The 21,897-nt window shown below is 30.8% G+C and carries 18 protein-coding genes and 1 pseudogene; 7 read left to right on the forward strand and 12 right to left on the reverse strand.

All coding sequences use genetic code 11. The annotated features are described in order from the left end of the window. The first annotated feature begins 3 nt into the window (after positions 1-3). The 6 genes from Q0L44_RS06090 to Q0L44_RS06115 all read left to right on the forward strand — a co-directional run bounded on the left by Q0L44_RS06090 (position 4) and on the right by Q0L44_RS06115 (position 10,030). Positions 4-924 carry a glucan endo-1,3-beta-D-glucosidase gene (locus Q0L44_RS06090; protein WP_296636660.1) on the forward strand — a complete coding sequence of 307 codons (921 nt, stop codon included), beginning with the start codon at positions 4-6 and terminating at the stop codon, positions 922-924. Positions 925-1,016: 92 nt separating this feature from the next. Further along, positions 1,017-2,336: a glycoside hydrolase family 2 TIM barrel-domain containing protein gene (locus tag Q0L44_RS06095; RefSeq protein ID WP_296636663.1), complete on the forward strand. Its 1,320-nt coding sequence runs from the start codon at positions 1,017-1,019 to the stop codon at positions 2,334-2,336. Positions 2,337-2,367: 31 nt separating this feature from the next. Beyond that, positions 2,368-5,793 (forward strand): hypothetical protein, encoded by a 3,426-nt coding sequence (locus Q0L44_RS06100; RefSeq protein ID WP_296636664.1) that lies wholly within the window; start codon positions 2,368-2,370, stop codon positions 5,791-5,793. A gap of 4 nt (positions 5,794-5,797) precedes the next feature. After that, on the forward strand, positions 5,798-7,090 hold the full coding sequence (locus Q0L44_RS06105) for a glycosyl hydrolase family 17 (protein WP_296636666.1): 1,293 nt from the start codon (positions 5,798-5,800) through the stop codon (positions 7,088-7,090). A 6-nt stretch (positions 7,091-7,096) separates the two neighbouring features. Then, a complete protein-coding gene (locus Q0L44_RS06110; RefSeq protein WP_296636668.1) occupies positions 7,097-8,584 on the forward strand; it encodes a glycoside hydrolase family 30 protein in 1,488 nt (495 codons plus the stop codon). Between the two features lie 21 nt (positions 8,585-8,605). Beyond that, positions 8,606-10,030 (forward strand): MFS transporter, encoded by a 1,425-nt coding sequence (locus Q0L44_RS06115; RefSeq protein WP_296636671.1) that lies wholly within the window; start codon positions 8,606-8,608, stop codon positions 10,028-10,030. Between the two features lie 78 nt (positions 10,031-10,108). Here Q0L44_RS06115 and Q0L44_RS06120 read toward each other — a convergent pair whose 3' ends face one another. The 11 genes and pseudogenes from Q0L44_RS06120 to Q0L44_RS06170 all read right to left on the reverse strand — a co-directional run bounded on the left by Q0L44_RS06120 (position 10,109) and on the right by Q0L44_RS06170 (position 19,092). After that, positions 10,109-10,810: a DUF4369 domain-containing protein gene (locus Q0L44_RS06120; protein ID WP_296636673.1), complete on the reverse strand. Its 702-nt coding sequence runs from the start codon at positions 10,808-10,810 to the stop codon at positions 10,109-10,111. Between the two features lie 39 nt (positions 10,811-10,849). Beyond that, positions 10,850-12,157, reverse strand: coding sequence for a DUF819 family protein (locus Q0L44_RS06125; RefSeq protein WP_296636676.1), 1,308 nt, complete (start codon positions 12,155-12,157; stop codon positions 10,850-10,852). Continuing rightward, positions 12,154-12,819, reverse strand: a complete 666-nt coding sequence (locus Q0L44_RS06130) for a DUF2490 domain-containing protein (protein ID WP_296636681.1) — start codon at positions 12,817-12,819, stop codon at positions 12,154-12,156. Before Q0L44_RS06130 ends, Q0L44_RS06125 begins: the two co-directional genes overlap by 4 nt. A gap of 1 nt (position 12,820) precedes the next feature. Beyond that, positions 12,821-15,982, reverse strand: coding sequence for a hypothetical protein (locus tag Q0L44_RS06135; protein WP_296636684.1), 3,162 nt, complete (start codon positions 15,980-15,982; stop codon positions 12,821-12,823). A 163-nt stretch (positions 15,983-16,145) separates the two neighbouring features. Then, positions 16,146-16,310 carry an Arc family DNA-binding protein gene (locus Q0L44_RS06140; RefSeq protein ID WP_296636688.1) on the reverse strand — a complete coding sequence of 55 codons (165 nt, stop codon included), beginning with the start codon at positions 16,308-16,310 and terminating at the stop codon, positions 16,146-16,148. 1 nt (position 16,311) lies between these two features. Continuing rightward, a complete protein-coding gene (locus tag Q0L44_RS06145; RefSeq protein ID WP_296636690.1) occupies positions 16,312-17,235 on the reverse strand; it encodes an alpha/beta hydrolase in 924 nt (307 codons plus the stop codon). Beyond that, a complete protein-coding gene (locus Q0L44_RS06150; protein ID WP_296636693.1) occupies positions 17,228-17,737 on the reverse strand; it encodes a hypothetical protein in 510 nt (169 codons plus the stop codon). Before Q0L44_RS06150 ends, Q0L44_RS06145 begins: the two co-directional genes overlap by 8 nt. Position 17,738: 1 nt before the next feature. Continuing rightward, positions 17,739-17,897, reverse strand: a complete 159-nt coding sequence (locus Q0L44_RS06155; protein WP_296636695.1) for a DUF4177 domain-containing protein — start codon at positions 17,895-17,897, stop codon at positions 17,739-17,741. Beyond that, a complete protein-coding gene (locus tag Q0L44_RS06160; protein WP_296636697.1) occupies positions 17,884-18,078 on the reverse strand; it encodes a hypothetical protein in 195 nt (64 codons plus the stop codon). The genes Q0L44_RS06155 and Q0L44_RS06160 overlap by 14 nt, the downstream gene beginning before the upstream one ends. Next, positions 18,078-18,230 carry a hypothetical protein gene (locus tag Q0L44_RS06165; protein WP_296636699.1) on the reverse strand — a complete coding sequence of 51 codons (153 nt, stop codon included), beginning with the start codon at positions 18,228-18,230 and terminating at the stop codon, positions 18,078-18,080. The genes Q0L44_RS06160 and Q0L44_RS06165 overlap by 1 nt, the downstream gene beginning before the upstream one ends. 2 nt (positions 18,231-18,232) lie before the next feature. Then, positions 18,233-19,092, reverse strand: a pseudogene (locus tag Q0L44_RS06170) (SPFH domain-containing protein). Between the two features lie 123 nt (positions 19,093-19,215). Here Q0L44_RS06170 and Q0L44_RS06175 point away from each other — a divergent pair. Next, positions 19,216-19,998, forward strand: a complete 783-nt coding sequence (locus Q0L44_RS06175; protein ID WP_296636701.1) for a S1/P1 nuclease — start codon at positions 19,216-19,218, stop codon at positions 19,996-19,998. 57 nt (positions 19,999-20,055) lie between these two features. Here the strand turns inward: Q0L44_RS06175 and Q0L44_RS06180 are convergent, their stop codons facing one another. Beyond that, a complete protein-coding gene (locus tag Q0L44_RS06180) occupies positions 20,056-21,837 on the reverse strand; it encodes an AMP-dependent synthetase/ligase (RefSeq protein WP_296636704.1) in 1,782 nt (593 codons plus the stop codon). Positions 21,838-21,897: the final 60 nt, after the last annotated feature.

A 21,897-nucleotide genomic window follows, 5' to 3' on the forward strand; every position in this document is an offset into this window, starting at 1 on the left:
ATTATGAAAAACATAAAAAATATATTCTTAAAAACATTTTTACTTTCTATGATTGCAATTTTCGTAGGATGTCAAGAAGATGAATATTCTTTTGGTGAAGTAATTGCACCAACTAATATTCAGATTACTGCAGAAATTGTAGGATCAGATGCTGATAATCCAAATGGAGATGGAAGTGGAGTAGTAAATTTTTCTGCATCAGCAGATAATGCAGTTTCTTACAAGTATGCTTACAATGGTGTAGAAGTTGTTGCTCTTTCTGGTGAAACTTCTATTAGTTTTAGTGAATTAGGTTTAAACACTTATACAGTTACTGTTGTTGCAACAGGTACAGCAGGTATTGCTACTTCTAAATCCATAGATGTAGAAGTTTTATCTACTTATTCGCCACCCGTAGAATTAAAAACAAAATTATTTGGTTTTAATCCTGTAGACCCTAACGCTGTAACTACTAGAACTTGGAAAGTTCATGCTGCTAAAAATAAGCACTTTGGGTTAGGTCCAGTAGCTGGAAGTACCGTTGCAGAATGGTATGGAGCAGGACCAGACGAAAAAGTAGGAACAGGTATGTATGATGACAGAATTACTTTTTCTTCAGATGGTACTTTTACTCATATAACTAATGGGACCATTTTTGGTAGAGACCCATACATGGTTAATGATTTAGGACCTAATGTCTCTGGTACTCCAAATGGTGCAGATATAGAAAACTATGCATTTTTAGATTATACAGAAACTTATGCTTTAACAGCTCCAGGAGGTATAGAAACAATTAGTGTTTCTGGAAACGGATTTATTGGTTATTATACTGGAGGTAGTCATAACTACGAAATTTTTGATAGAGGAACACCAAATGAATTAGTACTAAGAACTACTGATGGTAATGCAGAGTTTGACTGGTGGTTTATTATTACTTTAGAATAATATTTAGAATTAAGAAAAAGTTAGAAACCAGTAAAAGAATTTTTTGCTGGTTTCTTTTTTCAAATTCTAGTTAATACTAACTATTCTTTTTCATGAAGCCTTCAGCTAAATTCTTTTTATTTTTTCTTGGTGTTCTTTTTGTGCAAACATATTATGCACAAAATCAAACCAAAGTTTCTCTAGTAACTGACGAAAATGGAGTCCAACTTTTAGTTAATAATTCACCTTTTATGATAAATGGTATGAATTGGGATTACATTCCAATTGGTACCAATTATTCATATAGCTTATGGAGTCAATCTGATGAATTCATTAAAAAAGCATTAGACAGAGAGATGACTTTATTAAAAGATATGGGGGTTAATTCAATTCGTGTGTATACAGGTATTCAGCCAAAATGGATTACTTATATCTACAAAAATTATGGTATTTATACTATGTTAAATCATTCTTTTGGTAGATATGGAGTTACCATAAATGATATCTACAAGCCAGTTACTGATTATAGAGACGAAGCAACTAAAAAACTATTACTAGATGAGGTTTCTAGTTTAACAAAAGAATATAAGAATACAGAAGGGCTTTTACTATACCTTTTAGGAAACGAGAATAACTATGGTTTATTCTGGGCAGGTTCAGAAACAGAAGATTTTCCTGATGATGCAGAAATGAAAAAAGCAATGGGTGAAAAAAGAGGGAGGCCTATGTACCAACTCTTTAATGAGGCTGCATTGTTAATGAAAAAAATAGATGCTAATCACCCTATAGCCATGTGTAATGGAGATGTTTTATTTATAGACATCATTGCAGAAGAGTGTAAGGATTTAGATATCTATGGTACAAATATGTATAGAGGTAAATCTTTTGGAGATGCTTTTCAAAAAGTGAAAGACAAATTAAACAAGCCAATTTTGTTTACAGAATTTGGTGTAGATGCTTTTAATGCCTTGAATAAAGAAGAGGATCAGGAGATGCAATCTTTTTATTTAACAGAAAACTGGAAAGAAATTTATACCAATGCTTATGGTTTAGAAAAAACAGCAAATTCTATAGGAGGTTTTACTTTTCAATTCAGTGATGGCTGGTGGAAATTAGGGCAAACTATAAATTTAGATATCCATGATGAGGAAGCTAATTGGACAAATAATGGCTATGATATAGATACTAAAAACAATAGCCAAAACATGAATGAGGAATGGTTTGGAATTGCAGCAAAAGGCTTTTCAGATACTGAAGGTTTGTATCAATTATACCCAAGAGCAGCTTATTATGTTTTACAAAAATTGCATCAAATAAATCCTTATCAAAAAGGAATTACAACAAATTATATAGAAAAAAAGATTTATAAAATAAATCAAAATAAGGCTTTAAAGCGAGGCTTAAAAAATAAAATGCTTTTAGAAAATAAATAACTACAAACCAACACAATATATATAATTTTATATGAATACAGATTTTAATCATCAAGTTAAAGGCAAGTTAGTAACCTTAGCAGACGAATCTTATTACAAAATATCCAATAGTCATACAATGCGTCCTTTTTTTATGACCATTGTTTCAGATTCAAACCATTGGATGTTTATTTCAAGTAATGGTGGTTTAACAGCTGGAAGGAAAAATGCTGAGTATGCGCTTTTTCCTTACTATACAGATGATAAAATTACAGATTTAGCAGAAACTACAGGTTGTAAAAGTATTTTTCATATCATTAAAAATGGTAAGAAAAACTTATGGGAGCCTTTCTCTGAAAGGCAGGCAGGTCTTTATAATATCAAAAGAAATATTTATAAAAACATTTATGGTAATAAAGTAATCTTTGAAGAAATAAATGAAGATTTAGAGGTTTCTTTTAAATATCAATGGAATTCTAGTGATGAATTTGGCTTTGTAAGAGAGGCTACATTTGTAAATCATTCTTCAGATAAATTAGAAGTTTCTTTATTAGATGGTGTACAGGATGTTATCCCTTATGGAGTAGGTTCAGATATACAAGGTATAAGAAGTAATTTAGTAGATGCTTATAAAAAGTGTGAACTAGAAGCAGATACAGGTTTAGGTATTTTTAGTTTAAGTGCTATTATTGTAGATAAAGCAGAGCCGAGTGAAGCTTTAAAAGCAAATCTAATTTGGTCTTCAGGGTTAGAAAACCCTAAACATTTGCTATGTTCACTTCAATTAAATAATTTTAGAAAAGGAATAGAATTAAAAGAAGAAATTGATATTAAAGCAGAAAAAGGGGCTTATTTTTTAAATGATACAATCACAGTTGCAGCAAATTCAGAGAAATCTTGGTTATTAGTAGCGAATGTGAATCAAACTGTTTCAGATGTAGTAAAAATATCTGAACTAATAAATAGCGATAAAAATGTATCAGATATTTTACAAGAAAGTATTAATACAGGTACAGATAACCTTATTAAACTTGCTGCAGCTTCTGATGGTTTGCAATTGTCTAATGATGCTCTTGTAAATACAAGACACTTCTCAAACACGCTTTTCAATATTATGAGAGGTGGTATTTTTGATGATAATTATACCATAGAAAAAGATGACTTTGTTACCTATTTAACAAAAGCAAATAAACCATTAAGAGAACTAAAAGTTGATTTATTGGCTAGTTTGTCAGAAACTTTTTCTTTACATCATATTAAAGAATTGGCAGATAAAGATTCTAATAAAGACTTTAAAAGACTGTGTTTAGAATATTTACCATTAAAATTTAGTAGAAGACATGGAGACCCTAGTAGACCATGGAACAAGTTTTCTATAAATACAAAAAGTGAAATTGATGGTTCTAAAATTTTAGATTATGAAGGAAATTGGAGGGATATTTTTCAAAATTGGGAAACTTTAGCGCATTCATATCCTCAATTTATTGAGAGTATGATTCATAAATTTCTAAATGCAACTACTTTTGAAGGTTACAATCCATATAGAGTTACAAAAGATGGTTTTGATTGGGAAGTGATTGAAGAGAATGATCCTTGGTCTTACATTGGTTATTGGGGAGATCATCAAATCATTTATTTATTAAAGTTTTTAGAGTTTATAGAAAAACATTATCCATCAAAATTGGCATCACTTTTTAACGATGACATTTTTGTGTATGCAAACGTTCCTTACATAATAAAACTATATAGCGATATTCTTAAGAACCCTAAAGATACTATTGATTTTGATCATAGATTGAATGAAAAAATAGAAGAGAGAAGAGCAGAGATTGGTGCAGATGGTTCTTTAATTAGAGATAAAAATGCACAACCTTATAAAGTAAACTTAATAGAAAAATTACTAGTTACAATTTTAGCGAAAGTATCTAATTTTATTCCAGAAGGTGGTATTTGGTTAAATACTCAGAGGCCAGAATGGAATGATGCCAATAATGCATTAGTTGGTAATGGAGTGTCTATGGTAACTTTGTATTACCTAAGAAGATTCATCCATTTCTTTGAAGGTGTTTTAAATAATGCAGATATAAATGGGGTTCAAGTTTCAGAGGAAGTTGCTATTTTATTTAATCAAGTTGTTCAGACTTTAAATAACAATGAAAGCATCTTAAAATCTAGTGTTTCTGATGTGGATAGAAAAAGAGTCTTAGATGGCTTAGGAAATCCTGCAAGTGATTACAGAACTAAAGTGTATAAAGAAGGTTTTTCTACTACAAAATCAACGCTTTCTAAAGATGATTTAGAACATTTCTTACAAATCACAAATAGGTATTTAGAGCACAGTATTAGAGCAAATAAAAGAAGCGATAATATGTATCATGCCTATAATTTAATGACATTAGAGAATGATAAAGAGGTTTCTATTTCTTATTTGTCAGAAATGTTAGAAGGTCAAGTATCTGTGTTAAGTTCAGGTTATTTAACACCTAAACAAGCTTTAGAACTGCTAGATGGTTTAAAAGATTCAGCTTTATTCAGAGAAGATCAATACAGTTACATACTTTATCCTAATAAAGATTTATCAAGGTTTACCAAAAAGAATAATATACCAAATGATAAAGTTTCTAATTCTGAATTGTTACAAATTTTAGTGAAAGATAATAATAAAGAAATTATAGAGCAAGATGCCTTAGGTAATTATCATTTTAATGGTAATTTCAATAATGCAGATAGTTTAAAAGCAGCTTTTAAAGATTTACCAGAAACTTATCAAACCCTAATTGAAAAGGATAAAACATACATTTTAGATGTTTTTGAAGAAATTTTTGACCATAAAAGCTTTACAGGTAGATCAGGTACCTTCTTCGGTTATGAAGGTTTAGGTTCTATTTATTGGCATATGGTTTCTAAGTTGTTATTAGCAGTTCAAGAAAATTGTTTATTGGCTATTAACTCTAATGAAGATGAAAAAGTTATTGGTAGATTATTAGATCATTATTATGAAATTAATGCAGGAATTGGTGTGCATAAATCTCCAGATCTATATGGCGCATTTCCAACTGATGCTTATTCTCATACACCAGCAAACAAAGGAGCTCAACAACCAGGAATGACAGGTCAAGTAAAAGAAGATTTGTTAAGCAGATTTGGAGAATTAGGTGTTTTTGTAACAGGTGGTAAAATAGTTTTTAAACCAAGATTATTAAAAGAATCAGAATTTTTAACCAGCGCAAAAACTTTTGATTATATATCAGTTTCAGATACTAAAGAATCAATTACTGTAAACCAGAATCAATTATGTTTTACATATTGTCAAGTCCCAATAATTTATACTGTTGCTCAAGAACAAAAAGTAATAGTTACCTATAATTCAGGTGATGAAAAGGTTTTAAACGAATTGGCTTTAAATGAGGAAATAAGTAATGAATTATTTAACAGAAATAATAATGTTAAGCAAATAGAAGTTTTTCTAACAAAGTAAATGCATGAAGAATACGTTTTATATAGCTGTTTTTTGTTTCTTATTATTGTCTTTAGCATCATGTAAAAGTGATGTTGATGCAAATAAGGATGGTCAAATAAATAAACAAGAGAAAGTAAGTATTACTGCTAAAGATATTTTAGGAAACCCTGATTATCTAGCAATTTCTTATGGTGGTTATAGAACAAAAGATAGAGCAAATCAACCTACAATTCAGCAATTAAAGGAAGATCTTAAATTGTTGCATGCTATGGGTATTCGAATTTTAAGAACTTACAATGTTCAGCCTGAGTTACCACATGCAGCAAATGTCTTAGAGGCTATTCATCAATTAAAAAATGAAGATGAATCTTTTGAGATGTATGTAATGTTAGGTGCTTGGATAGATTGTTTAAATGCTTGGACAGATAAAACTCCAAATCATTATATAGAGAGTGAGCAAAACAAAGTAGAAATAGAAAGAGCAGTTCAATTGGCAAATAAATATCCAGAAATTGTTAAAGTAATTGCTGTAGGAAATGAAGCTATGGTTAATTGGGCAGCTAGTTATTATGTACAACCCAACGTTATTCTAAAATGGGTAGATCATTTACAAAAGCTAAAAGAAAATAATAAGTTATCTAAAGATTTATGGATTACATCTTCAGATGATTTTTCTTCTTGGGGAGGAGGAGCTGAAAGCTACAAAACAAAAGAATTAGACAGTTTAATTAGAGCTGTAGATTACGTTTCTATGCACACTTATCCATATCATAATACACATTATAATTCAGATTTTTGGACTGTTCCAGAATTAGATATAGTTTTTACTAAAAAACAAATCGTAGATAAGTTTATGATTCGTGCTTTAGATTTTGCTAAAAATCAATACAAGAATGTTTCTGCTTATGTAAAGAGCATCGATTCTACAAAATCGATTCATATAGGAGAAACTGGTTGGGCCACAATTTCTAACGGACATTATGGCTTTAATGGTTCTAGAGCAACAGATGAGTATAAACAAGGTTTATACTATAAAAACATGCGTAAATGGACAAATGCTAATGGTATTTCTTGTTTCTATTTTGAAGCTTTTGATGAACAATGGAAAGATGCAAAAAATGAGAATGGTTCAGAAAATCATTTTGGTTTATTTACTATAAAAGGAGAAGCTAAATATCCTATTTGGAATTTAGTAGATAAAGGAATTTTTTCTGATTTAAAAAGAGATGGAAACCTTATAAAAAAGACGTATGAAGGTAATTTAGATTCATTGTTTGTAACTGTGAATTTGCCGAATACTGATTATAAAAAATAGAATGATATGAAAATCTTTAAAATAATATTTTGTTTATTATTGGTAATTTTTGCTGTAGGCTTTAATACAAGTGCAGAAAAATTAAATGTACAAGTTTATGAAACTTCTGCATCTGGGAATAATTTAGTACAACTAGATAATTTTTCTGATGCAACTAATGAAAACAGAATTCAGGTAGTATTACAACCAAAACAAACTAAGCAAACTATTACTGGTTTTGGAGGATCTTTTACAGAGGCTTCAGCCTATTTACTTAACAAGTTGAGTAAGAAAAATAGAGATTCGATTATTGAAGCTTATTTTGGAGAATCAGGTGCTAAGTACTCTTTAACAAGAACCCATATTAATTCTTCAGATTTTTCTCTTAGTAACTATTCGTATGCTCCTGTAGAAGATGATAAAGAACTAAAGAGCTTTAGCATTCAAGAAGATTTAGATGATATTATTCCAATGATTAAAGATGCCATGGATGTATCTAAAGACGGTTTTAAAATACTTTCTTCTCCTTGGACAGCGTCACCTTGGATGAAAGACAACAAAAACTATGTTGGAGGTAAATTGTTACCTAAATATTATGATACTTGGGCTTTGTTTTTCTCAAAATATGTAACAGCCTATAAAAATGAAGGTATAGATATTTGGGGATTTACAGTAGAAAATGAACCTCTAGGAAATGGTAATAATTGGGAAAGCATGCATTACACTCCAGATGAAATGACCAATTTTGTTCAACATCATTTAGGTCCGCAATTAAGACATGATTATCCTGATGTAAAAATTTTAGGATATGATCAAAACAGAGAACATTTAAATGAGTGGGTAGACTCACAATATAAAAACGAAGAAACTTCTTCTTATTTTGATGGAGCAGCCATTCATTGGTATGCGAGTACTTATCACTTTTATCCAGAAGAGTTACAGTATGCACATAAAAAATCACCAAATAAATATTTAATACAATCTGAAGCATGTGTAGATTCAGAAATTCCAAAATGGAAAGACGATGCTTGGTATTGGAAAAAAGAAGCTACAGATTGGGGTTGGGATTGGGCTCCAGAAAAAGACAAGCCTTTACACCCTAAGTATGCACCAGTTAACAGATATGCAAGAGATATTATTGGTTGTTTAAACAATTATGTAGATGGTTGGATCGATTGGAATATGGTTTTAAACAAACAAGGAGGGCCAAATTGGTTTAAGAATTGGTGCGTTGCTCCTGTTATTGTTGATGAGAATGCCGATGAGATTTATTTTACACCTCTTTATTATGTAATGTCACATTTCTCTCGGTTTATAAGGCCAGAAGCAAAAGTTTTCAAGGTAAATTATTCAGATAAAGACTTAATGATTACAGCAGCAGTAAACATAGATGGTTCTATAACTGTTGTGGTTTTTAATGAAAAAGAAAATCTAAAAAAAATCAATCTAACACTAAATAACAAAAGTGTTACCATAGATATTAAAGGGCAATCATTACAAACGATTGTTATTTAAAAAAGTATAAAAAAATAAAATATGTCTAGTAATTCTGTACAGTTTAGCAAGAATAAAGTACCTTTTGGACACAAGTTAGCTTTTGGTATAGGTATGTTTGCAAATCAAATGTTTCCTGCTATTTTAGGAATTTTCATGGTGGTTTTAGTTCAAGACCTTGGTTTTCCAGGCTGGATGTGGTCTTTAATTTATTTCTTTCCTAGAATTTTTGATTCTATTACAGATCCAATTATGGGCTTTATATCAGATAATACAAAGTCTAAATGGGGTAGAAGAAGGCAATATGTTTTAATCGGTGGAGTTCTTATGGGGGTTTCCTATATTTTTATGTGGCAATTGTTCAAAGAAAATTCACTAGAGTTTAATTTTTGGTACTTTTTTATTTGGTCTTTAATATTTTACCTGGGTTTAACTCTGTTTAGTGTGCCTTACGTAGCAATGGGTTATGAAATGAGTAATGATTTTCATGAACGTACAAATATTATGGCTATTGCGCAATGGATTGGTCAATGGGCATGGGTAATTGCACCTTGGTTTTGGGTAATTATGTACGATCCTGATTGGTTTCCTTCAGCAGAGATAGCAGTAAGAGAGTTGGCAATATGGGTTGCAATACCTTGTGCAATTTGTGCTATTGTGCCTGCAGTATTTATAAAAAGTGAGTCCACTTTAGACAAAGAATATGAGCCGTTAAATTTTTCGAACGTTGGAAATAGTTTAGTAAAAATATATGAAAGCTTTTTAGAGGCATTTAAAATTAAAGCATTTAGAAAATTATGTGCTGCTACTTTTTTAATTTACAATGCATTTAATACTGTCGCTGCTCTTACTTTTTTTGTAATTGTTTTTGGGTTATTTAATGGAGATGCAGAAGCTTCTGGTATTTGGGTATCTTTGTTTGGTTGTTTAGGGGCACTTGGAACAACTTTTTTAGTAATTCCATTAATTACCAAAATGTCTAAAACTTTTGGTAAGAAAAAAGCTTTTCTAATAGCCCAAGGGATTTCTATAGTAGGTTATGTTTTATTATACTTCTTATTTGTGCCTGGTAAACCTTGGTTATATATTATAGCTTTGCCTTTTTTCTCATTTGGAATAGGAAGTTTATTTACAATAATGATGTCTATGACCGCAGATATTATAGATATAGACGAACTTAACTCAGGTTTAAGAAGAGAGGGTATATTTGGAGCTATTTATTGGTGGATGGTTAAAGTAGGTTTTGCAATTGCAGGAGCTTTAAGTGGTGTTATTATTGCTTTTGTTGGTTTTGATCCTGATTTGGTTTCTACAGAACAACAACCTGCAGTAGATGGATTACATGCTTTCTTTTGCTTTTTCCCTGTACTAGGAACTATTATTGCCATGTTTATTATGAAAGATTATAATATAGATGAAAATAAAGCTAATTCAGTAAGAGATGAACTTAAAGCAAAAAGAGCATAAGTTTAAGTTATATATAATTTTAAATTAAAAAAAAACGAGCTATTGGCTCGTTTTTTTATCGGATAACAATAGAATTATTTATTCTTCGTTTTTTTTAATATTATTTAAGTATTCTTGAAAACGCTTTCCATATTCAGAATCCTTAATCTTTGGAGTTAGAGAAGCATTAACAGTATTTAACATTTTTAAACTAGCATCGTACATTTCTGTTAATGCTATGTAAGGTGCTACCTCAAAATCGGCATTTGTAATTGCGAAGTTTGTGGTATATAATACTCTTCTTTTTACTAATCTGTTGTAATCTTTTTCTAATTTTTCAATTAGCTCTTTATCATCAGCTCTTTTAGCGTCAAAATCTTTTTTAATAAATTCTAAACGCTCAGTTTGAAATCTACTTCTTACTTTATTAAACTGGTCTAATACTTCTTGATTTTTTGATCCAGATATTTCCGGATACAAACCAAATTCGTCTACTTTATCATTAATGGTAATTGTACCTTGTTCTCCAAAAAATAGAATTCTTTTGTCAGTAGTATTTCCATCAAAAGTTAAATAATACAATACAGGCGAATTTACATCATCTGTTAATTTGAAAGTATCAGAACCATTTAAAGCAACAGAATCTACAGACACTAAAGCAGTGTCTTGCATTTTCTGTAAATAAAGTTTCCCTTTTTTTAATCCTTTTATCTGACCTTGAACAATCATGTTTCCATCTTTCTTAGATGAGCACGAATATATTACTATTGCTAGTACTAAAACTGCTAAAACTTTTTTCATTTGTATCTTAATTTTACAGTTGCAAATATGCTTAATTTTTTATAAAGTTGATGATAATTCCATTAAAATAGTACAGGCAATTGCACCAATTGTACCAATTGCGTAGCCAAATACAGCCAGCAATACTCCAACAGTTGCTAAAGAAGGATGAAATGCTTGTGCAACAATAGGAGCAGAGGCTGCACCACCAACATTGGCTTGGCTACCTACAGCTAAAAAGAAATAAGGAGCTCTTATAATTTTTGCAACTATAATTAATAATACAGCATGTATTGTCATCCATACTAATCCAATAACCAATAAGCCAGGGTTTTCTAAAGCCTGATTTAAATCCATTTTCATACCAATGGTAGCTACCAAAATGTAAATAAAAATACTACCCAATTTACTGGCACCTGCACCTTCGTAGTTTTTAGCTTTTGTGTATGATAAAATAATTGCAACAATTGTAGATACACTAATCAACCAAAAGAAACTGGAACCCAAGAAAGAAAATACATTTCTCCAAGTTTGAGATTCAATAGAAGCTACAAAGTTTGCAAAGAACTCTGCTAAATATTTAGAACAGAAATGGCCAAAACCAACAGTTCCAAAACCAATGGCTAGCATTATAATAAAATCTGTTAATGATGGGTTTCTTTTTACCTTTTCAGAAAAGTGTATTACTTTTTGTTTAAGGTTTTCAATAGCAGAGGTATCTGCTTTTAACCATTTATCAATTTTATCTTTTTTACCAATACCTATCAATAAAATAGCCATCCAAACATTAGCAACAACAATATCTACAATAACCATTCCTCCATATTTAGAAGGATTGTATTGATATATTTCTAACATAGCTGTTTGATTAGCACCACCACCAATCCAGCTTCCTGCTAAGGTTGATAAACCTCTCCAAACAGCATCAAAATCTGCACCTCCAACAGTTTCAGGAGAAAAAATAGATATTAATAATATAGCAATTGGGCCACCAATAATAATCCCTATTGTTCCTGTAAAAAACATGATTAAAGTTTTAGAGCCCAAATTAAAAATGGCTTTTAAATCGATACTTAATGTCATTAAAACAAGAGCTGCAGGTAATAAAAATCTACTAGCAACATAGTATAATTGCGAACTATTCTTTACAACCTCACCAACTTCCTTTTCAGTTTCCCATTCAGGAGCTATTACTCTAAAAGTTGTAAATAAAGCAGGAATAAAATAGGCCATAAATAAACCTGGAACAATTTTATAGAATTTAGGCCAAAAACCTGTTTTAATATTTTCTGTGTAAAAAACAAAACCTAAGGATAGCATTAAAATACCAAAAACTATGGCATCATTTTTAAAAATTGGTTCTATCATTTTTTATTTTTAAGATGATTTGTATTTAAAATAATTCCCAATTGTAATCTGTGAAAACCATTATCAGGAAACTTTTGATAAAAGTAACCTAATTTAATTTTTAGGTTAGTGTTCAGTTGATGTAAAAAGCCAACACCTGTCCAATTTTGGACAAATCGTTTTGATTTATCTATGTTCAGAAAGATTTCATTAAACGCGTATACAGACCAATTATTAGCAATTGGGTAGTTGGCATTTAAATCGTAACGAAACCAATGGCTAGAAGTGGCATTAAAGAAGCGATGCTCAAACCGTAAACGATGTCTTAATTTTAAATCTTTTAATTTTCCACTAATATTAATATCTTCATAAAGTCTATGTTCTTCTATATTTCTAGTGGGAATTTTGAACTCAGTATCTGTATTTACATAGCTATAACCAACAGTAAAATTTACTTTAGGAGAAATAGTGTAGTTTAAACCTAACCTATATATTTCCTGCTGAAATTCACTTAAAATTTCATAGTATCTATAATGAGCCATGGTTTTAATTGCAAATTTATCTGCTATTTTATGAGAGCCATTATACATGTACCAAGCACCTAATTGTTGGTCAGCATTCTGCGCCTTTGTTGTTGTAAAACAGAAAACAAAGACACAGAAAAGTAGACTTTTTTTTATCATACTAATTAGCAGAAAAGATTTTGGTGTCTTTAAAAGGAGAGATATTTATATTCTCAACAGATTTTTTATATGCAATCCAATCGTTATTAAAGAAAGTGTTCGTTTCAGCAACTGCTTTTTTAAATTCTTCTATAAATTGATTCATAAGCAAAGTTTCAGTAGAAGTTTGTTCTCCAAATCTAGATCTTATATATCTACTCGCTTGTCCTAATCGTTGATTAACTGTTATTTCTGGGTTTCTAGTAATCCCTTGTCTTTTATCAATTGTTCCTAAATACATCGCAATTAGTTTCTCTACTTTCTTACTAATCTCTTTCGAAGCCTTTATCTCTTCTTTGTACTTTTCTTTATCTTCTTTAGATAAATCTGATTTTATAGAAGCTACTGTATTTTTGCTTTCTACCAGTTGTTTTACAATAGCAGCGATTTTGTCTTGATAGCTTTCTAAAACTTTGCTTGCATTGTATTTTTGATTAATCGCTTCTTGAGACATTTTTAACCTTGGATCAAAAGCTACTGTAATGTTTTGTTCAGAAGTCGCATTACCATACGTCATTCTTAATCTATAAACTCCTGGTTTTACAGTTACACCTCCTGGTTCTCTAGTAGATTTTCGTATTCTTCTAGAAGCTCTATCAACGCCTTTTTCTCTTAAATACCAGGTTGTTTTATGTACGCCAGATTCTTTTGGGGCTTTAAATTTTAAAGTTCTTATTTGTCTATTTCCATCAAATATTTCTAGTTTAATTGAATCATTTTTTACTTTTTTATCATCACTTTTTTTTGTCTTTTTATCGTCTTTATTGAAATAGTAAGAAATAATAGCTCCACTATTTCTGTTTTCTCCTTGATACATAGCATCTGCACCAAACCTACTTCCTGTAGGTTGTTGTGTTGCAGCTTGGTAAGCAGTTTGTGGTACAAATAATGAGATTTTTTTATCTGCAATATTTTTACCGGCCATTGCCCTTAATGGTTTAATATCATCTAAAACCCAAGCAGCTCTACCAAAAGTTCCAATAACCAAGTCGTCTTCTCTTGGATGTATTACCAAATCTTTTACAGGAACTGTGGGAAAACCATTGGTCCATTTTGTCCACTTATCACCAGCATTTAACGATACATATAAACCATCATCTGTACCTAAGAATAATAGGTTTTCATTTTCAGGATCTTCCACAATACAAAGTGTGTAGCTTTGTACATCATTTTCATCTACAATACGTTCCCAAGTTTTACCATAATTTTTGGTTCTGTATGCATAAGGTGTGTAGTTAAAACGTCTATAATCGTTAGCAATTAACAATGCTTCTCCTTTGTTTTTATTAGATGCTTTTATTTGCGTAATCCAAGAATTTTCTGGTAAGCCTTTAATGTTTTTAGCTACGTTTGTCCAATCAGTTCCACTATTTTTGGTAATATGTACTTGACCATCATCTGTAGCTGCCCATAGTAAATCTTTTTCCAATGGGGTTGGTTCAATTACTAAAATAGTACAGTGATTTTCTGCACCAGTGGCATCCATGGTTAAACCACCACTTTCAGATTGTTTTAATTTTTCTGGATTATTGGTTGATAAATCAGGAGAAATAACTTCCCATGTCAAGCCTTTATCAGTTGATCTATGCACAAACTGACTACCAAAATATAAGGTATTGTTATCAAAAGGATCCATATTGATGGCAGCATTCCAATTGAAGCGTAACTTTACATTAGCATCTTTATGCGTTGGTTTTACAGAATAATTGTTACCTGTTATATGATCATATCTTACCACAGAACCTTGCTGACTCATAGACCATCCGTATCTAGAATCATCTTTATCTGGCACCACATCAAAACCATCACCAAAAGAAATTTCTTGCCAATAAGAATTTCTAATTCCTTGCGCTTTCCAAACATAAGCAGGACCTCTCCAAGATCCATTGTCTTGCATTCCTCCATAAACATTATATGGAAACTCGTTATCTACATTAATATGATAAAATTGAGCAACAGGAATATTACCAATAAATCTCCATGATTTACCACCATCTTTGGTAATGTTTAATCCACCATCATTACCATCAATCATGAATTTTCCATTTTTTGGATGAATCCACCAAGCATGATGATCTGGATGTACTCCATTATCTACACCATAAGCAGGCATTAATTCTGTGAAATTTTTTCCACCATCTTGTGAAACATTTACATAGGTGAAAACTGTGTACAATCTGTTTTCATTCTGCGGATCTACATAGATTTCTGAATAGTAAAAAGGTCTATTTCCTATACCTGGTTTATCATTTATTTTTTCCCATTTAAAACCACCATCTTCACTTTTATAAAGCGCATTCTTTTTTGCTTCTACCAAAGCATAAATAGTATTTGTTTCACTTGGGGCAATTGCAACACCAATTCTACCTAGATCACCTTTTGGGAAACCTTCTTTTTCTGTTATTTCTTTCCAGTTTTCTCCTCCATCATGTGTAATGTATAATCCAGAACCTTCTCCTCCAGATTTAAAAAACCAAGGATCACGTTTATGTTCCCACATTGCAGCAATTAATTTATTAGGATTTGTTGGATCCATAATTAAATCTGCAGCACCAGTTTTTTCGTTATTGTATAAAATTTGTTTCCAAGTTTTACCACCATCTGTTGTTTTATAAACACCACGTTCTTTGTGTTCTCCCCAAGGAGAACCAATGGCACCTACATAAACAACATCAGGATTTGTTGGGTCTATTATAACTCTGTGAATATGTCTCGTTTTTTCTAAACCCATAGCTTGCCAAGTTTTACCAGCATCTAAAGATTTGTAAATACCAAAACCACCATTTAAACTATTTCTTGGGTTTCCTTCTCCTGTACCAGCCCAAATTACACTTGGGTTTGATTGCTGAATGGCAACTGCACCAATGGAAGCAGTTAACTCGTTTTCAAAAATAGGTTCCCATTTTACACCACCTGATGTAGATTTCCAGATTCCACCAGAAGCTGTACCTACATATATAATTTCTGTATTAGATTCTACAACATCTATAGATGTTACACGACCTGACATACCTCCTGGACCAATATTTCTTGGTTTCATGTTTTTTACTAAATCCATAGAAAACTCTTGTGAAAAGAGTAGAGTAGTAGCGCTTAAAAATAGTAATGTGATTAGTTTTTTCATTCTAAGTGGTTTGTTTATTATAAAAAATGTTTTCAAACGTAAGTTTGAGTGTCAATAAAATTCTCTTTCCCACAAAAGTGGGAATCTATTTTTGCCAACAATATACAAAATAGAAAACGCTCAATAAAAATTGAGCGTTTAATTTAACAGTTGAAATTGATATTTAATCTTCTTTCGTTTTAGGTTCGCGTTTTACATCTTTTAAGCTTTGCATGAGTATCCATTCTATTTGCCCATTTGTAGAACGAAACTCATCTGCAGCCCATTTTTCAATAGCATTCATCATATCTTCATTAACTCGCAAAGCGAAAGCTTTCTTTTTTGTCATTTTACTTTTTTACAAATTCAACAATTACTTGTACCAATTTTGTAGATAAAGGATAGTCTGGTTTTAGGTAAGAAGACTGATTTTCTGTCATTGATTTTACCTCTTTTAAAACATGATTCATCCCTTTTATAAAAACCAATTGAGTATTTTTATTTGAAAGGAGTAGGTTAGATGCTTCCTGTGGTTTTACTTGTAGATCTTCTGTGCCATTAATCAGTAAAATAGGCATACTTAGTTTTTTGATTTCCTCTGATGGGTTGTATTGCATCCATGAACTTAAAAACGCTTGATTTTGCTTGGCAAAAACCGATTGTAACATAGGGTTCACCTTTTCTACGTTACCTGTTTCTTTTAATTCTTTAAAGTGGGCTTTGGTAATAGAGTCTAAAAAAGGTGCAGATTCTTTTATTTGGTCAATGATAACCTGATCTGCACTTTTACTTGGCCCAGCTAAAGAAATGTATTTGTCTATGTTTTCTGAACTCAGCATCGCTACCAAAGAACCTTGACTATGGCCTACCAATACAATTTTTGAAAATCGGCCTTCTTTTTTAAAATGATTGATGGCTATTTGTACATCTGTAACATAGTCTTTTAAAAAAACTCCTTTAAGCAAACTTGCTTTGTTTTTTTTATTTGCAGTTCTTTTGTCATAACTGTAAAATGCGATGTTGTTTTTATTTATGCTATCTCTAAATTGTTTAATGTAATTGGCTTTGATAACAGGTTGCTGATTGCCATTTCTATCTACATTTCCAGAGCCATGCACCCAAATTAGTAAAGGTGTTTGTTCTTCTACATAGCTTAATCTACCAGGTAATTCTATCTTATTATTGAACAAAACCAATTCTTCTGATTTAATTTGCGCTGTTAGTGATACAACACCAAATACTAAAAAAAGAAAATAAGTTATTACTCTAATCATTTTGATTTGTTTTAAGTTGATAGGTTTTTATAACGCTTTCTGCTGCAGTTTTTTTTTGCGTACCAATTAATAATTTCTGTCCATTTTTAAGTTCTAACTGTATTCCAATATCACCAGAAACATTAATAGCTTTGCCTTTTGCTGAGTTCCAAAATGCACCTCCTTTTAAACCCCAACCACCATAATCTCCAATTGGGTCGTACGTTCTTACGTAAGCTTTTGCAATATCTTGCCAAGCAATACGCTTCAATTTTAAATGAAAAGGAAAAAACTGGTAGTGTATACCAATTTCATCAATTTTTGTGGATAGTTTAAAGAAAAATAAAGGGACAATAGAAATTAACAACACGCTTAAAGTACCTAGAAAACCTGCAGTCGTAAACTTTGAATCTTCTTTCATATACTCTTGTATTATAAATAAAAGAGGTACAATTAAACTAATTCCCATTACAACTATAAACCAAGACTGTGTAAATCGTTGTTCTTCTTTAAACACTTTCATGTTATCTGTTTTTATCTCGTTCTAAAATCATACTATTCCAGCCATGTGGTATTTTAACAAAACGCCAACCTTCTCTTGCATGTTGATTTAGTAAATCTTCAAAAATTTGCGTTCTATTTCTAAAGCCTAATTTTAATTCTTCTACTTTATATTCTTTCATTTTTTTTATTTTTATCTTCATTGAAAATTGTAAATGCAATTACAAGACCAATTATAACTCCAATCATTGATCCATAAACTGAGCTTATAGCTACTTCTCCAATAACTGCGCCAATTGTAGTTCCTATAGAAGATCCAAAAGCGACTCCAATAGCAACAGTAACAATTTTTTTGTTATTCATTATTGGTATTTTGAGATTTTATTTTTTTTAGAATCATATAAAATTCCAAAAATTAATCCTAAAGAAATACCAATAGCAATATTATTTAGGGCAACTCCAATAGCTGTACCAATTGATAAGCCAATTGCTATTCCTGTTCCTTTTTTATCCATAATTAATGACTCAGAGTTCCCGTATTTACAACAGGCGATGCTTCTTTATCACCACATAGAATAACTAGTAAATTACTAACCATGGCAGCTTTGCGTTCTTCATCTAATTCAACTATTTCTTTTTTATTCAATTCTTCTAAAGCCATTTCTACCATTTCTACTGCTCCTAGTACAATTTTATGCCTTGCAGCAACAATTGCAGTTGCTTGTTGTCTTTTTAACATGGCAGATGCAATTTCTTGTGCATAAGCCAAATACCCAATTCTTGCTTCTAAAACCTCAATGCCAGCAATTGCTAAACGTTCTTCTAATTCTTTCTCTAAGGCTTCAGAAACTTCATTTACACTAGATCTTAATGTAATATCTTCGTCATGTCCCTCGTCTGCAAAATTATCATAAGGATACATACTAGCTAATTTACGAACTGCAGCATCTGTTTGTACTCTTACAAAGTTCTCGTAATTGTCTACATCAAAAGCAGCTTTGTAAGTATTTGTAACCCTCCATACTAAAATTGTAGAAATCATAACTGGGTTTCCTAGTTTATCATTAACTTTTAAACGCTCACTATCAAAGTTACTTGCTCTTAAGGATATTTTCTTTTTAGTGTAAAAAGGGTTTGCCCAGTACAAACCATTTGCTTTTATAGTTCCTACATATTTACCGAACAATAAAATAACTTTAGAAGTATTTGGATTGACAAGGATAAAACCAAAAAAACAAAAAAACCAATAATAATAACAGGTATGTATAAAGGTGTTTGCTGAATGATAGACATTGTAATGCCTCCAAAGAATAAGACGAGAACTACTAATAACATAATGAAACCATTAGCGGGTTTGATAATTTTTTCTTCTTCCATTTAAATGAGTTTTATATTGATATTAAATTGATATCACAAAGATATACTATGTTTTTGTGTTTTTCCAAAATTTCTTATCATTATTTTTTTACTTTTGTTAAAAATTAATTTTAAATCAATTCAATGAAATTTAAACTATTATTGTTGATATCTTCATTTTTAATGATAAGTGCATCTTCTGATGAAGTTGTTTTTTGGGGTAAAAATGGACATAGAGTTACAGGTCAAATCGCTCAAAAGTACTTGACAAAAAGAGCAAAAAGGAAAATTGATAAAATTTTAAATGGGCAGAGTTTGGCATTTGTTTCAACTTATGCCGATGAAATAAAATCTGATAGAGCTTATAGGTCTTATTCTCCTTGGCATTATATAAATATGCGTTTAGATGAAACTTATGAGGATTCAGAAAAAAATCCGAAAGGAGATTTAGTGACAGGAATAAATACATGTATTTCAGTTCTAAAAGACAAAAAAAGCACTAAAGCTGATAAAATTTTTCACTTAAAAATGTTAGTTCATTTTATAGGAGATTTACATCAACCAATGCATATTGGTCGAAAAGAAGACAAAGGGGGTAACGATATTCAAATTCGTTGGTTTGGAAGGGGAACTAACTTGCACAGTGTTTGGGATAGTAAAATGATAGATGATTATAACATGAGTTATACAGACTTAGCTAATAATGTAGAAGCTTTGTCTAGAAAAAAAATAGCATATATCGCAGAAGGTTCTGTAGTAGATTGGGTAAATGAAGTACACCAAATTACAAACGATGTTTATAATTCTGTAAAGGTAGGAGAGAACTTAAAATATAGATATTCTTATGATCATTTTGGAATTGTAAGGCAACAATTGCAGAAAGGAGGAATTCGATTGGCAAGTGTTTTAAACGATATATTTAATTAAGTTTTAATATAATTTTACATAAAAAAACCTTAGGTTATTTAACTAAGTTTTTTTTATTTAAGCTCTATAAATTTTATCGTATAAATCTTTATATATTTCTAAGATTATTTCTCTCTTCATTTTCATTGTAGGTGTTAAATGGCCTGCGTCTATAGACCATTCGTCTGCAGTTAGCTCAAATCGTTTAATTTGTTCCCATTTTCCGAAATTTTGGTTACATTTATTAATGGTTCTCTGATATTTATCAATAACCTTGTCATTGTTTATTAATTCTTCTATTGAAGAAAATGATATTCCTTTGTATTTTGCCCAATCTGAAAGAAACTCAAAGTTAGGTTGAATTATAGCTGCTGGCATTTTTTCATTTTCTCCGACAACCATTACCTGTTCAATAAGCATAGATTGCTTTAATTCTCCTTCTAATAAAGGTGGAATCACATATTTACCACCAGAGGTTTTAAACATTTCTTTTGTTCTTCCTGTGATTTTTAAATAACCTTCGTTATCTAGTTCTCCTTTATCACCTGTATGAAAGTAGCCGTTTTTTAAAACTTCTGCTGTTTTTTCTGCCTGTTTGTAATACCCCTGCATAATGTTAGGGCCTTTTACCAAAATCTCTCCATTATCTGCTATTTTAACTTCAACATCGTCAATTACTCTTCCTACAGATCCTATTCTAAATCCTTTTTTTCCATTTTCATCTACACAATTTACAGTAACTACAGGAGAGGTTTCTGTTAAACCATAACCTTCCATAATCGGCATTTCTGCTGCAGCAAAAATTCTTGTTAACCTTGCTTGTAAGGCAGCACTTCCGGAAACCATTAATTTTAAATTACCCCCCAAAGCTGCCTGCCATTTAGAAAAAATTAGTTTTCTTGCTAAACCTAATTGTTTTTCGTACCACCAGCCATTGGCACCATAAGGTTCATATTTTAAGCCTAAGTTTACTGCCCAGAAAAATAAAGCTTTTTTAATACCAGATAAATCTTCTCCTTTAAGAATAATTTTATCATAAATTTTTTCATATAATCTTGGTACTGCAGTCATAACATTAGGTTTAATGTCCTGTGCATTTTCCGTTAATTTTTCTAAACTTTCTGCGAAATATATTTCAGTACCACAAAGCTGATATAGATACAATATCATTCGTTCAAACACATGACATACTGGTAAAAAGCTTAATGCTTTATCATTCCCTTTTTCTAACGGTACTCTTTTTTCGCTTGTTAGAACATTAGAAACAATATTATGATGAGTTAACATAACACCTTTTGGTTTTCCTGTTGTACCAGAAGTATATATAAGTGTTGCCAAATCTCCTGGTTTAACAGCTTTTTTTCTTGCTTCAACTTCAGGTTGATTTTCTTCTGAAACTCCAAGTTCTAAAACTTCGTTCCAATTTTTTTCATCTTCTATAGCGTCAAAAGTATAAACACCTTTAAGGTTTGTATTTCCCTTAATTTGATTTAATTTTTCTAAGATAGTTGCATCTGATACAAAACAATAAGTTGCTTCAGAATGATTTAAAACATATTCATAATCCTCTTTAGAAATTGTAGGATAAATAGGTACTGTTTGTGCTCCTAATTGTAAACATCCAATATCACAAATATTCCATTCTGTTCTATTTGTTGTTGAGATAATAGCTATTTTTTCATTTGGAGTTATTCCTAGTTTTAATAGTCCTCTACTAAGTTGATTTGATTTGTTTACGTATTCTTGACTTGAAAGTGATTCCCACTTACCATTGTATTTTGTATTTAAAGCTTTATTAAGATTAAATTTTTCTAATTGAAAGTAAGGAAAATCAAATAACCTTGTAATTTCTATTGGCATATAATATATTTTGTATCTCGTAAAATTAATGAAATATCCCGTATTTTACAAAAAGATATT

It is taken from the genome of Polaribacter sp., from assembly GCF_024639685.1.
Taxonomy (GTDB): Bacteria; Bacteroidota; Bacteroidia; order Flavobacteriales; family Flavobacteriaceae; genus Polaribacter.

Excerpts from the sequence above, each read along its gene's own strand:
- Q0L44_RS06145 (WP_296636690.1), bottom strand. The coding sequence starts at position 17,235 with ATGATTAGAGTAATAACTTATTTTCTTTTTTTAGTATTTGGTGTTGTA.
- Q0L44_RS06090 (WP_296636660.1), top strand. The coding sequence starts at position 4 with ATGAAAAACATAAAAAATATATTCTTAAAAACATTTTTACTTTCTATG.
- Q0L44_RS06155 (WP_296636695.1), bottom strand. The coding sequence starts at position 17,897 with ATGAAAGAATATAAAGTAGAAGAATTAAAATTAGGCTTTAGAAATAGA.
- Q0L44_RS06095 (WP_296636663.1), top strand. The coding sequence starts at position 1,017 with ATGAAGCCTTCAGCTAAATTCTTTTTATTTTTTCTTGGTGTTCTTTTT.
- Q0L44_RS06115 (WP_296636671.1), top strand. The coding sequence starts at position 8,606 with ATGTCTAGTAATTCTGTACAGTTTAGCAAGAATAAAGTACCTTTTGGA.
- Q0L44_RS06150 (WP_296636693.1), bottom strand. The coding sequence starts at position 17,737 with ATGAAAGTGTTTAAAGAAGAACAACGATTTACACAGTCTTGGTTTATA.
- Q0L44_RS06160 (WP_296636697.1), bottom strand. The coding sequence starts at position 18,078 with ATGAATAACAAAAAAATTGTTACTGTTGCTATTGGAGTCGCTTTTGGA.
- Q0L44_RS06180 (WP_296636704.1), bottom strand. The coding sequence starts at position 21,837 with ATGCCAATAGAAATTACAAGGTTATTTGATTTTCCTTACTTTCAATTA.
- Q0L44_RS06165 (WP_296636699.1), bottom strand. The coding sequence starts at position 18,230 with ATGGATAAAAAAGGAACAGGAATAGCAATTGGCTTATCAATTGGTACA.
- Q0L44_RS06135 (WP_296636684.1), bottom strand. The coding sequence starts at position 15,982 with ATGAAAAAACTAATCACATTACTATTTTTAAGCGCTACTACTCTACTC.
- Q0L44_RS06130 (WP_296636681.1), bottom strand. The coding sequence starts at position 12,819 with ATGATAAAAAAAAGTCTACTTTTCTGTGTCTTTGTTTTCTGTTTTACA.
- Q0L44_RS06120 (WP_296636673.1), bottom strand. The coding sequence starts at position 10,810 with ATGAAAAAAGTTTTAGCAGTTTTAGTACTAGCAATAGTAATATATTCG.
- Q0L44_RS06105 (WP_296636666.1), top strand. The coding sequence starts at position 5,798 with ATGAAGAATACGTTTTATATAGCTGTTTTTTGTTTCTTATTATTGTCT.
- Q0L44_RS06100 (WP_296636664.1), top strand. The coding sequence starts at position 2,368 with ATGAATACAGATTTTAATCATCAAGTTAAAGGCAAGTTAGTAACCTTA.
- Q0L44_RS06110 (WP_296636668.1), top strand. The coding sequence starts at position 7,097 with ATGAAAATCTTTAAAATAATATTTTGTTTATTATTGGTAATTTTTGCT.
- Q0L44_RS06140 (WP_296636688.1), bottom strand. The coding sequence starts at position 16,310 with ATGACAAAAAAGAAAGCTTTCGCTTTGCGAGTTAATGAAGATATGATG.
- Q0L44_RS06175 (WP_296636701.1), top strand. The coding sequence starts at position 19,216 with ATGAAATTTAAACTATTATTGTTGATATCTTCATTTTTAATGATAAGT.
- Q0L44_RS06125 (WP_296636676.1), bottom strand. The coding sequence starts at position 12,157 with ATGATAGAACCAATTTTTAAAAATGATGCCATAGTTTTTGGTATTTTA.